Consider the following 12,108-nt stretch of genomic DNA (forward strand, 5'->3'; position numbering starts at 1 on the left):
TATGCCGTCCCGCCGGGCGCAGCGCGGGGCCCCGCGCTGCCGCCGGCCGAGATCGGTCGGCGGATTTCTCAGCCGGTACGACGAGCGAGGGCGACCGTGATGTTGTCCTTGCCGCCCTGCTCGTTCGCCCAGGCGACCAGCGCCTCGGCCAGCGGCAACGGCTCGGTGATCGCCAGCTCGCCGACCAGCTTCTGCAGATCGGCCGCCTCGGACACGTAGTTCCAGAGGCCATCGGAGACGACCATCACCCAGCCCGCCCCGGTCACGGTCACCTTGGCGGTGCGCGGCATGACATCGGGTGAGTCGCGGCCGAACCACTTGGTGATCGCGTGCGCCTGCGGCCCGTTCTCGGCCTGCTCCCGCGGCACGCCCATGTCGATCCGGGCCTGGGCCACCGAGTCGTCGACGCTCAGCAGTTGCGGCTCGCCGGTGCCCGGATCCGGGATCCAGTAGGCGCGGCTGTCGCCGACGTTGCCGACCATGATCAGATCCGGTTCGACGACGGCCGCGACGAACGTGCAGGACGGCGTGTTGACCGGCTCGGTCGGCTCCGGAGCGGCGCTGTCATCCGGACCGCCGGCCTGCTCGGCGGCGCGCGCCTTGGCCTCGGCCTCGAGCGCCGCCGACGCGTCCAGGACGGCGGCGTTGGCCTGGACCGCGGCCGCCTGCAGGGCCTGGGTCAGCGCCGCGGCGCGGCTCTCCAGGGTGCCCATCCCGGTGGCCCGGTGCGCCTCCAGCACGTCCCGCGCGGCCCGCGCCGCGGCCAGGCTGGCCACGTCCGAGTTGGGCGAGGTCGACACACCGTCGCAGACGACCAGCACGGCCCGCGAATCGGGCTCCGGGTCGGCGGCGATCGCCGAGGCGTCCTCGTTGCGGTGGTGCCGGATCCCGCGGTCGCAGACGGCCGCGACCCACGGCGCCGGCTGCTCGGTGTAGTGGTCCCGTTCCCGCGGCGCCTTCGTCCCGCAGGTCAGGCAGTAGTCGTCGGCGCCGATCTCGCCGCCGCACTCCTTGCAGGTACGGGGCGGAGCCACGACGGGCTCGTCCGTCTGCTCGGCCCGGAACGACCGGGACAGCGTGATCGGCAGTTCCTCCCCGGAGTCGCCGGCATCGGCCGGCGCCGCGGTCGGGCTCAGTTCCGCCCCGCACACCTCGCAGTACGAGGCGTCCGCCGGCACCTCGGCCCGGCAGTCGGGATTGGGACAGGTCTGCGAACCCGCTGCCGCGGGCGCACCGGCCTCGACTGGGCTTGTCTCGGGCTCCGGGCTCATTGCAGGCTCCACCTCCGTACACGGTTGGCTTCGTCGACCAGGCGATACCGGGTCGGCTCATCGGGGGCCGACCGCGCGAGATCACGATAGGCGGTCTCGAGCCCGTCCCGCAGGGACTTCGGGTCCGCCGGGATGTCGCCGATCCGGACGGTCGACTTGGCACCGTTCTGGACCAGGTCGAGCGCCTTGACCAAGATCATCGCGGTCAGCTGGGACCGCTCGCGCCGGTCGATCCGGACGCCGCGCAGGCTGTCGGCCGCGGCGGACAGCGAGCTGAGGTCGGAACCGTGCTGGTACAGCAGTTCGGCACGCTGCCGCCGCGCCTCGGTGTAGCCGTGGCTGGTGGACGGGATCAGGTCCAGCGCCGCGACCGCGCCGGTCACGTCGCCGCGGACCCCGACCCGGATCCGGGCCAGCCCGAACGCAGCCGGGCCGAGATAGTTGGCATCGGTGCTGGCGCAGACCTGGTAGAGCACCTCGGCGATGTCGTACGCGTCCTCCTCGCACGCCGCCGCCAGCGCCAGCTTCGGCGCCAACTCGCCGGGCACCTGGCCGTAGACCGCGTTGAACGCGGCCTGGGCGGACGGGAAGTCCTCCTGCTGCAGCGCGGACAGCCCGCTGATCCAGAGCGCCCGCCATTCCCAGGGATCCTCGGTGAGCATCTCGTTCGTGTACCGCTCGACCAGGGCCGAATCGTTCAGTTGCAGGGCCGCCCGGGCCCGCGCCAGCCGGATCTCGGCCGAGTCGCCCGGGGCCAGCTCGAGCGCCTGCAGCCGGGCGCCCGGATCCTCCACGGCGAGGTTGGCCAGCCACGGGTACTGCGGATCGGTGGTGTCCTGGCGCAGGTGCGGCAGCTCGTGCCACTCCAGTCGGTCGCCGGTGATCGCCGGCGTCTCGAACAGCACCGAGGGCGCGGAGGTCAGCGCGGTGCCTTCCGTCTTGGACGCCACCACCTCGCGGAGTACGCCGAGCAGCTGGACCCGCAACTCGTCGACGGTCGCGAACCGGTCCGCCGGGTCCGCCGCGCAGGCCTTGGCCAGCAGCCGGTAGAGCGAGTCGTACTGCTGGAACACCGGGGTGTTCTGCACCTCGGGCAGCCGGTTCACGTACGCGGTCTGGTAGCCGCGGAACTCCATGATCAACACGGTCAGCGTGCGGCCGATCGTGTAGACGTCGGAGGCGACCGAGGTGCCCACCTCGGCGACCTCGGGCGCCTGGTAGCCGACCGTGCCGTAGATCGCCGACTCCTCGTCGTCGATCCGCCGGACGCCACCGAGGTCGATCAGCTTGATCGCGTCGCCGATCTGGATCAGGTTGTCCGGCTTGAAGTCGCAGTAGACCAGTCCGTGATCATGAAGATATTGGAAGGCCGGCAGCACCTCGAGGATGTACGCGATCGCCTGGTCCACCGGCATCGGGTCATAGGCGCCGCCGTTGTCCCGCATCCGCTGCTTGAGGATGTCCTTCAGCGACGACCCGCCGACGTACTCCATCACGATGTAGCCGGCGCCGTCGTGCTCGACGAAGTTGTAGATCTCCAAGATCAACGGGTGCTGCACCTGGGCCAGGAACTGGCGCTCGCTGATCGCGGCCTGCTGGGCGTCCTTGTCGCCGCTGTTCAGCAGGCCCTTGAGGACCACCCAGCGGTTCGACACGTTCTTGTCCCGGGCCAGGTAGATCCAGCCCAGGCCGCCGTGGGCGAGGCAGCCCGCGACCTCGTACTGGCCGGCCACCAGTTCGCCCGGCTGCAGCTTCGGGGTGAACGAGAACGGGTTGCGGCACTTCGCGCAGAACCCTTCGGTACGGCCGGGACGGCCGTCCCGGGAGCGGCCGACCGCGGCGCCGCAGGAGGGGCAGGAGCGCTTGTTCTCCGGCACCTCCGGGTTGCGCATGATCACCTTCGACGCGTCGACCTTGGGCGCCGGGGGCACCCGGGTCAGGCCGGCGCCGAGCCGGGCGGCCCGGAGCCGGGTCGAGCCGGAGTGGGTGCGCCGGGTCGTCGTGGAGCCGCTGCCGCGGGCCCGCTTGGAGCCGAGGGCGGTCGAGTCCAGCCGGCTGGAACTGCGGGTGATCGTCGAGCCGACGCCGGCGGTCGCGGCCGCGCCGGAACCGTCGCCCGATCCGGCCTGGGTCGGTACGGACGGCGGGCTGACCGGGGGAGTGGTCGGGGTCCAGGCCGGGTTGGCGACCCCGCCGTCCGGGGAGGGGGCGGTCGACGGGCCGGGGGCTTCGGTGGCCGGCGCCGCGGCCGAGGCGGAGGCGTCGGCCGGCGAACCGCAGACGTCGCAATAGCCGTCGACGATGGTGCCGCCGCAGCCCGGCTGGGTGCAGCTGCTCGGCAGGGTCGCGGTGCCGAGCACGCTGCCCGGCGAGCCACAGACATCGCAGTAGCCGTCGACGATCGTGCCGGAACACCCCGGCTGGGAACACGCGGTCATTCGCTCCTCCTCGGCGCCTGCACCTCGAGATAGCTCTGATACAGCTCGACCAGCTGACGGGCGATCCGGAGCCGCGCCGGGCCCCGGTTCAGCTCGCCCTCGGCCCACCGGTACGCCTCCTGCAGCTCGGCCGTCCCGGCATGGCCGAGGCTGGTCGCCTTGGCCCGGAACGCGTCCAGCCGGCCGACCAGTTCCTCGTGGTCCCGCAGCGCGCCGGTGTACGCGTCCGCCACCACGTTCATCGCCTGGGACACCTTGCCGAGCCGCTCCAGGAACGGGTCCAGCCGGGCCAGCGTGTTCGGCACCGGGCCGAGTGCCGACACCTCGGGCACGGCGTAGTGCGGCGCCGGGTCGACCGTCTCGACGCAGCGCCGGACCAGGGTCCGCAGCGCCTGCTCGCGGGCGGTCAGCTCGGCCAGCAGGTCGCGCGCCTGGTCGACCTTGGCGCCGGCCTCGCGCCGGGTCGCCGCGGCGACGATCAGGTCCCGTTCGAAGGTCGCGACCTCGATCTCGATCGGCCCGAGCAGGCCGCCGACGTCGCCGCCGCGGGCCGCCTTCTCGCCGATCTCCTTGAGCCGCCGGCCGAGCCGGGCCTGCTGCCCGGCCAGCTGCTGCTGCCCGGCCCCGGCGGGCTCCAGGCCGACCTGGTCCCGGATCCGTTCCAACTGGATCCGCAGCTGCCGGATCCGTTCCGCCACCTCGAGCCCGGAGGTCTCCAGCGCGAGTCGTTCGCGCAGCTGCCCGGCCAGCGCGTCGGACAGCCGGCACGCCTCCGGCAGCGAGACGGCCAGGCCGGAGCTGCCCGCCCGGGCCAGCAGCGCCGGGTCGACCGTCGCGTCCAGCCGGCCCCAGATCAGGGTCGCCATCCGCTCCCGTTCCGCCTCGCCGGCGCGGCCGCCGTCCCAGGTGGCCCGGAGCAGTTCGTACCGGTCCGAGGCGGCCTTCCAGAGCGCCATCGACAGCGTGATGTCGTGGGTCACGTCGATGCTGCCGCCGGCGCTCTGCTGGGCCGCGCCCTGCAACGCCGCGCGGTCGAGTTGATCAAGCTCCAGCCGGCGGCCGTCCCGCCAGCGGCCGAGCGCCTCGACGTACTTCGCGGCGGCGGACAACGGCAGCGGCTCGCCGAGCCGGCCCGGTGCGGGCGGCGCGACGGCCGGTGCTCCGCTCACCTGCAGCGCGGGGTCGACCGTCACGGGGTCCTGCCGTACGTGGCCTTGGGCGGCTGCGGCGCCGGGCCGAGCGGTGCGGCGAGCCAGCGGTTGTACGTCTTGGCCCAGGCGCCGTCGGTGCGCATCTGGTCCAGCACGCCGTTGACGAAGCGGACCAGGTCGACCTGGCTGGGGTTGATCCCGATCCCGTACGGCTCGGCCGTGAACGCCTTCTGCTTCGGTACGAACGCGTACGGGTCCTGGGCGGCGAGCCCGGCCAGCACGGTGTCGTCACCGGTGATCGCGTCCACCTCGCCGCGCTGGAACAGGACCAGGCACCCGGTGTGGTTGTTCGCCGGCACCGGGATCGCGTCCGGCGCCTGCTCGACCAGGTTCTGCATGCTCGACGTCCCGTTCGGGGCACAGACCTTCTGACCCTTGAGGTCGGCCAGCGTCGTCGCCTCGGATCCCTTGCGGACCATGATCTTCTGGCCCGACTGGTAGTAGACGGTGGAGAACGCGATCTGCTCCCAGCGGTCGCAGTTGATCGTCATGTTGCGGACCACGATGTCGACGTCGCCCTCGGTCAGCACCTTGATCCGGTCGGCGGCGGTGATCACCCGCAGTTCGTACTTGGTCTCGTCGCCGAAGATCGCCTTGGCGACGGCCTTCACCATGTCGATGTCGAAGCCCTCGATCTTGCCGGTGAGCGGGTTCCGTGATCCGAGCAGATAGGTGTCGGCCGAGACTCCGGCGATCACCCGGCCGCGCTGGACGATCTTGCTCATCGTGCTGCCGGCCGGCATCGCGCCCGCCTTCGGCAGGGCGCCCTCCGGCTGGTACGACGCGAGCGGATTGCTGCACTGCGGCGCCTGCGTCGGTGCGCCGGTGCTCGGTGCCGCACTCGGTGTCTGCTGCGGCAGTTGGGTGGCGGAGTAGCCGCAGCCAGCGGCGATCATGATCGCCAGCCCGCTCAGCGCGGCCAGCGTCAGCCGGACCAGCCGGCTCCCGGTGATCATTGGTACTCCCTCAGTCGGACGGCCACGCCGCGGCGGGCGAACGCGGCGGCGACGATGCCGCCGACGAAGATCAGTCCGGCGCCGATGATCAAGACGACCCCGGGCCCGTTGAGGCCGCTCCGGGTCTCCTGGCCGGTGTCGGAGATGTAGCTCGCGAGGGCCGAGTCGAACGCGTTGTACGCGTGGTTGGAGGTGCCCTCGCCGGTGCCGGTGGCGACCTCGACGGCCCCGTCCCAGTTGCCGCCGTCGTCGAGCTTCCGGATCTCCTCATGGACGCCGCTGTAGGTGGTCCAGGTCTGCCGCAGATCGTTGACCCCGAGTCCCTGCAACTGTTTCGCCACCTCGGCGGACGACTCCTGCCAGGCCTTCTCGAACGCCGAGCCGCTGCCGCGGGCGATCAAGGTCAGGCTCTCGTTGGACTTGGCGTCACCCGCCTCGATCCGGGCCTCGGCAGCGGCGGTGACGTCGGTGAAGGCGCCGTCGCGCAGGCCGTTCACCGCGCTTCCGGTAGCGCTGACGACGATCCCGCCGATGATCAAGGAGAGCAGCAGCGTGATCCCGCCGACCAGCACTCCGATGTTGATCGTCCGCTTGAACCGCCGGGCCAGCCAGATCATCGCGAGGACGTACCCGATCAAGATCAGGACGGCCGCGATCTGGAACATCAGCGGGTGGGTCGCCGACATCTCCCGGTCGGCCCGCTCCGTGTTGGCGGCGACCAGGTTGTCCAAGATCGGCAGCGCGTCGGTGCGGAGCTGGGCGCTGGCCTCGCGGAGGTACTGGGCGCCGACCGGGAAGCCCTGCCGGTTGTTGGCCCGGGCCTCCTCGATCGCCACCGTGTAGAGGTTGACCTGGGTGTTCAGCGCCTGCAGTACCTCGGCGTCGGCCGGCTGCGCGTCGGAGGCGTCGACGATCAGCCGGTTCACGTTGCTGATCGCCGCGTCGTAGGTCTCCCGCTGGGCCGGCGGTTCCAGGCCGCCGACCAGGAAGGCGTTGGTGGCCGTGGCGTCGGCGGTGAGCAGGTGGGTCTGGATCTCCTGCACCCGGATCAGCTGGGCCGTGTTCTCCTCGGCCTTGCCGAGCGCGTACGCCTGCAGGCCGAGGCCGACCGCGCCGAGCACGCCGAACAGCAGCGCGCCGACAACCAGGGCGACCATCAGCTGGCGCAGCCGGCGCGGCGTCAGGCTGGGCTGCTCGGCGGACGCGGGTACGGCGACCGCGGACTGACCGACCGGCACTACGGCCGCGGGCTGACCGGCCGGGGCCGGTGCGGGCGCGGTCGCGGTGGCCGACTGCGCCGCGGGCGGCCCGGCGGCTGACTGGCTCATCGTTGGTCCTCCTTGGGCGGGTCGTCGGTCGACCCGGCCGGCTCCTGATCTTCGTCTGGCACCGGTTCACTCACGCTGTCCGGCTCACTCGCCGCCGCCTCGCTCGGCGCCGGTTCACCGGCGTCGCCCGGCTCCGCTTCCGGGTCCGGGTCGTCGGCGTGGTCGTCCAAGTCTTCCGGCTCCAGCGCGCGCAGCTGTTCCAGGGTCGGCTCGTCGATGTCGCGCAGCCGCCAGGCGTGCCGGCCGATCGCGGCCTCGAGATGGTTCCGGGCGAACCGGGCGTTGCCGAACGACGGGCCGCGGGGCGTGATCGCCAAGATCATCGCGAACCGCTTCCGGCACCGGTCGGTGACGTCGTAGTCGGCCTCTTCGGCCATCGAGGTGAAGATGTCGAGCAGTTCCTCGTCGGCGTAGTCGGCGAACTCGATGGTGGTCCGGAAGCGGCTGGACAGGCCGGGGTTGCGGGAGATGAAGCCGCTCATCGGCTGCGGGTAGCCGGCGACGATCAGCACCAGGTCGTCCCGGTTGTCCTCCATCTCCTTGACCAGCGTGTCGATGGCCTCCTTGCCGTACTGGTCCGGCGGGCCGTCCTCGTCGCCGGACAGGCTGTAGGCCTCGTCGATGAAGAGCACGCCGCCGATCGCCGACTTGACCACCTCGGCGGTCTTGATCGCGGTCTGGCCGAGATAGCCGGCGACCAGTTCGGACCGGTCGACCTCGACCAGCTGGCCCTTGCTGAGTACGCCGAGCGCGCGGTAGATGCCGCCGACCAGCCGAGCCACCGTGGTCTTGCCGGTGCCCGGATTGCCGACGAAGACGAGGTGCCGGGTGATCGTCGGCGAGTTCAGTCCGGCCTTGCTGCGCAGGCCCTCGACCCGGAGCACCGCGACCTGCCGGTGGATCTCCGACTTCACCTCGGCCAGGCCGGTCAGCGCGTCCAGTTCCGCGAGCAGTTCGTCCAGCGACTTCGGCTCCTCCTCGGGCTCCGGTTCGGCCGCGGCCTCGGTCGCCGCCTCGGTCTGCGGCTGGGCCGCACCCGCCGCGGGATCGGTGGTCGTCGGCTGGGTCGGCGCCGCGGCGGTCGGCTGCTGGGCGGCCGACGGATCCGGGAGTACGGGCAGCAGCGGGTCGCCGGGCTTCAGGTCGAGCGTGGAGCCCGTACTCCGCTGCCGGTCCAGCTGCTCCATCCGCCGGAGCAGCGGCTGCGCCAGCTCGGACAGGTTCGTCCCGGTCAGCCGGAGCGCGGTCAGGATCGGGTTCACCGTGCCGGTCGGGTCCGCCTCGGGAGCCGCGGCCGCGAGATCGGCGGGCGCGGGCGGCGTCGGTGAGGGAGCGATCGGGGCCTTGGGCCGGACCGCACCCAGTTGTACGGACGCCGCGACCGACGCGTTGCCGACCACCCGCATGCCGCCGGAGCCGAGATCGCAGGCGGCGGCGGTGACCGCGGCCAGCGCCTCCGCGTACTCGGCGGCCGCGGCGGACCGGGCGGCGACCAGCCGGCTCAGCACCAGGGTCGGCGCAGAGCGCCACTTGCGGCCGCGCGAGGCGGCGTCGAAGAACGCCTGGGCCTGCTGGTCGGCCGGCAGTTCGGCCCGGCCGGTCCGCTGGGACCAGTCGACGTGGGCCCGCGGCGAGGACTCGGCGACGGCCGCGGCCAGCGCCTCGCCCTCGGTCCTGGCCTCGGCCGCGTCCTGGCCGGCGCCCTCGGCGATCCGGCTCAGTCGGGCCAGGGCCCGGTCCAGCGGCGGCACCGGGTCGGTCACGGAGTCGCTCATCGAATCACCCCAGGTCCAACGTGCTGCGAGGTTCGGGCGGTGGTTGTACCGGGGCCGGTCGCGGTGCCGAGCCCGGCGTACCGAACTTCTCCTGCAGGAACCGGCCGTGCGCGATCAGCGCGTCCGCGTCGACCCGGACCACCGCGTCGAAGATCTTGTCCATAGTCGAGCCGAGCAGATCGAGTTGATCGATCAGCAGCATCAGCGACGTCTTGCCGTTCTCGATCGGCCGCGAGTCGGCCCAGTCCCGGGGCAGCCGCAGATAGCCGCCGAGCGCCTCGGGCAGATAGTCGGTCGCCGTCGCCACCACCGAGTACGCCTGCGGGCTGCCCATCCCGAGATTGGCCAGCCGCGGGATCGTCTCCCGTACCGTCTTGGCGACCCGGCGCACCCGCGAGGTGACCACGGTCGGCACCGCGCCGCCGGCCACCAACTCCTCGACCCGTTGCAGCGCCGCCTCGATGTCCTGCGCCGTCGGCGCGCTCGGCCGCTGCTCCTCGGGCTCGGGCTGCTCGGGTTCGCGCCCGAAGACCCGGCCGAACCAGTCCCGGATTCCCATCGTCGCTAGCGCGCCCCACCCGGGGCGCCCCCGTCGATCTCCAGACTGCCGGCGGCGATCCGCTGGTCGGCGGACTGGACCCGGTCGAGATAGCTGCGCGACTGGGCGACCTCGTTCTCCAGCACGCCGATGGTCTGGGCCATCGAGTCCAGCGCTCCGGCCTTGAACTGATCGATCGAGTCCATGGTCTGGTAGATGTTCTGGAACGCGGCCTGCAGCTGCGGCAGCCCGATCGTCGACGACGCGGCCTGCTGCTGGATCTGCGCCGAGTTGTCCCGCATCATCTCCGAGGTCCGCTGGATCAGATCGGACGTGGTGGTGTTCAGGGCCGAGATCTGATCAAGGACCAGCTTCTGGTTGTTCAGCGCCTGCGCGACGATCACGGCGGTCCGCAGCGCCGCCACGGTGGTGGTGGAGGCCCGGTCGACGCCCTTGATCAACTCGATGTTGTTCTTGATGATCACGTCGATCGCCAGGTAGCCCTGGATCGACACGGCGAGCTGGGTGAGCAGGTCCTGGTGCTTCTGCCGGACGTAGAAGAGGACGTCGGTGTTCAGCGCCTTCGCCCGTTCCGGGTCGGAGACCTCGAGCTCGGCGATCTTGGCCGACAGCCGGGCGTCCAGTCGTTCGGCGATGTAGACGTACGAGTTCAGCCGGCCCATGGTCTCCCACAGGTGCTGCTTCTCCATGTTCAGTGCGACGTTGTCCTTGGCCAGTTCGTCCTGGCCGTTGCGCAGGCTGTGCAAGATCCCGTTCAGGTGCGACTGGGCGTCCTGGTACTTGCGGAAGTAGTCGACGATCTTGTCGCCGAACGGCAGGAAGCCGAGGAACTTCTTCGCGCCCTGGGCACCGCTCGGGTCCAGCTCCTCGACGGTGCGACGAAGATCGAGCAGCGTGTTGCCGACCTTGGAGCCCTCGGCCAGGGCACCGTCCTGGAGCGACTTGACCGGCTTCTCCAGCAGCCGGTTCGAGCTCTCGGCCGACCGGCGGATGTCGGCGTCGCCCATGGTCCGGACGTTGGCCGCCTGGGCCTCGAACTCGGGCGACTTGGGCTGCGCCTGCAGAACCGCGTCGAGGAAGCCGTCCACCTTCCCGTTCAGTTCGGGCAGCTGGGCCTCGTCCACCTTCGGTGCCATGGCCGGAGCCGAGGTGTGCTGGATCGGCGCGACCGGGGCCGGGGGCGTCAACGTCAACGCCTGCCCGGCGGGCGGGGTCAGCGGCGCTGGCGCTGCGGCGCCGGGCTGGGTCGGGTCGGTCATCAAGCTTCCTCTCCTCGGCGCTGACGCGCCGTCTACCTGCTGGGCCGTGGGGATTTCGGTGCAAATCTACCCGGAGAGGTGGATCAGCAGGCGGGTTCCCCGGGTTATCTCCGTGACCCTGTTGAGCGAATGACAACCATTCTCATTAAGATGGGTGGGGCCGGATGGTGATCAAGCTCGGGGGACGGCACACGGAACGGTGCGGGACGATTCTGCGAAGGACGGTGGCGTGGACCTCGATGATCATGAATGGGGCCGGCAGGGCATCCATGATCACATCACCGATGCGATGGCGGATCCCGATCCGGTGCGGCTGGCGCCGGACCTGGTCTGCCTGCGCTTCGAGGTGATGAAGGTCAGATCGGCCCTCGGTGCCGTACGGCAGCTGCTGGACACCGGCCGGATCCGCCGCGGCGACACCCTGGTGGACAGCTCGAGCGGGATCTACGCGCTGGCCCTGGCGCTGGCCTGCCACCGCTATGGAATGCGGTGCCACATCGTCGGGTCGGCCACGGTCGAGGAGACACTCGGCGTCCAGTTGGAGATCCTCGGCGCCACCCTGGAACGGATGCCGCCGTCCAGCGACCTGAAGCTGGACCAGGCCCGCCGGGTGGACCGGATCACCCGGCTGCTCGCCGAACATCCCCGCTATCACTGGATGCGCCAGTACCACGACCCGATCCACTACCACGGCTATGCGGAGGTGGCGGCGGGACTGCACCGGCGGCTGCCGGCCGGGCCGGTCACGCTGGTCGGCGGGATCGGCACCGGCGCCTCGACCGGGGCGATGGCCGAGGGGTTGCGGTCGGCCGGCCGGGACGTGCTGTCGATCGGGATCCAGCCCTTCGGCAGCCGTACCTTCGGTGCCGAGCACACCGAGGATCCGGACATGATCATCGCGGGCATCGGCAGCTCGATCGAGTTCGCGAACGTACGGCACGAGCTCTATCACCGGATCCACTGGGTCGGCTTCAGCTACGCCAGGGCCGGCGCGATCGGGCTGCTCCGGGACGGGGCGATCTTCGCCGGGCTGTCCGCCGGCGCCGCCTACCTGGTGTCCCGCTGGGAGCGCTGCCGCGAACCGGGGCGCACCGTCGTCTTCCTGGCGCCGGACACCGGGCACCGGTACGTCTCCGCGGCCTACGCCGGGCACCGCGAGGTGCCGTCCGTCGAGGAGTTGTCACCGCTCGCGGTCCGGCAGCCGGACGAGCTGGCACCGCCCTGGTCGGTGGCCGACTGGACCGGTCCGCTGGCCGAGCGGGTACGGCTCGCGCGGGCCGGTGGGGCGGCCTGAGATGATCATGAACTGAG

General features: G+C 71.5%; 9 protein-coding genes. 1 reads left to right on the forward strand and 8 read right to left on the reverse strand.

From position 1 onward, the window contains the following. Window positions 1-68: 68 nt before the first annotated feature. Genes ACFQU4_RS24835 through ACFQU4_RS24870 form a run of 8 tightly spaced genes read right to left on the reverse strand, consistent with a single transcriptional unit; the run spans window position 69 to window position 10,797 of the window. On the reverse strand, window positions 69-1,271 hold the full coding sequence (locus ACFQU4_RS24835; protein ID WP_377497128.1) for a protein phosphatase 2C domain-containing protein: 1,203 nt from the start codon (window positions 1,269-1,271) through the stop codon (window positions 69-71). After that, window positions 1,268-3,709 (reverse strand): tetratricopeptide repeat protein, encoded by a 2,442-nt coding sequence (locus ACFQU4_RS24840; RefSeq protein ID WP_377497130.1) that lies wholly within the window; start codon window positions 3,707-3,709, stop codon window positions 1,268-1,270. The genes ACFQU4_RS24835 and ACFQU4_RS24840 overlap by 4 nt, the downstream gene beginning before the upstream one ends. After that, window positions 3,706-4,902, reverse strand: coding sequence for a hypothetical protein (locus ACFQU4_RS24845; RefSeq protein WP_377497132.1), 1,197 nt, complete (start codon window positions 4,900-4,902; stop codon window positions 3,706-3,708). The genes ACFQU4_RS24840 and ACFQU4_RS24845 overlap by 4 nt, the downstream gene beginning before the upstream one ends. After that, a complete protein-coding gene (locus ACFQU4_RS24850; protein WP_377497134.1) occupies window positions 4,899-5,876 on the reverse strand; it encodes a glutamate ABC transporter substrate-binding protein in 978 nt (325 codons plus the stop codon). The genes ACFQU4_RS24845 and ACFQU4_RS24850 overlap by 4 nt, the downstream gene beginning before the upstream one ends. Further along, the gene (locus ACFQU4_RS24855) at window positions 5,873-7,204 is read right to left on the reverse strand and encodes a hypothetical protein (protein ID WP_377497136.1); all 1,332 of its coding nucleotides are present in this window, start codon (window positions 7,202-7,204) and stop codon (window positions 5,873-5,875) included. The genes ACFQU4_RS24850 and ACFQU4_RS24855 overlap by 4 nt, the downstream gene beginning before the upstream one ends. Continuing rightward, complete coding sequence (locus ACFQU4_RS24860) at window positions 7,201-8,979, reverse strand: AAA family ATPase (protein WP_377497138.1); 1,779 nt, start codon at window positions 8,977-8,979, stop codon at window positions 7,201-7,203. The genes ACFQU4_RS24855 and ACFQU4_RS24860 overlap by 4 nt, the downstream gene beginning before the upstream one ends. Window positions 8,980-8,983: 4 nt before the next feature. Further along, window positions 8,984-9,538 carry a hypothetical protein gene (locus tag ACFQU4_RS24865; protein WP_377497140.1) on the reverse strand — a complete coding sequence of 185 codons (555 nt, stop codon included), beginning with the start codon at window positions 9,536-9,538 and terminating at the stop codon, window positions 8,984-8,986. A 5-nt stretch (window positions 9,539-9,543) separates the two neighbouring features. Beyond that, a complete protein-coding gene (locus tag ACFQU4_RS24870) occupies window positions 9,544-10,797 on the reverse strand; it encodes a toxic anion resistance protein (RefSeq protein WP_377497143.1) in 1,254 nt (417 codons plus the stop codon). A 199-nt stretch (window positions 10,798-10,996) separates the two neighbouring features. Between ACFQU4_RS24870 and ACFQU4_RS24875 the strand changes: the two genes are divergently transcribed. Further along, a complete protein-coding gene (locus ACFQU4_RS24875; protein WP_377497145.1) occupies window positions 10,997-12,091 on the forward strand; it encodes a pyridoxal-phosphate dependent enzyme in 1,095 nt (364 codons plus the stop codon). The last annotated feature ends 17 nt before the right edge of the window (window positions 12,092-12,108 follow it).

The organism is Microlunatus sp. GCM10028923 (assembly GCF_042666975.1).
Taxonomy (GTDB): domain Bacteria; phylum Actinomycetota; class Actinomycetes; order Propionibacteriales; family Propionibacteriaceae; genus Microlunatus.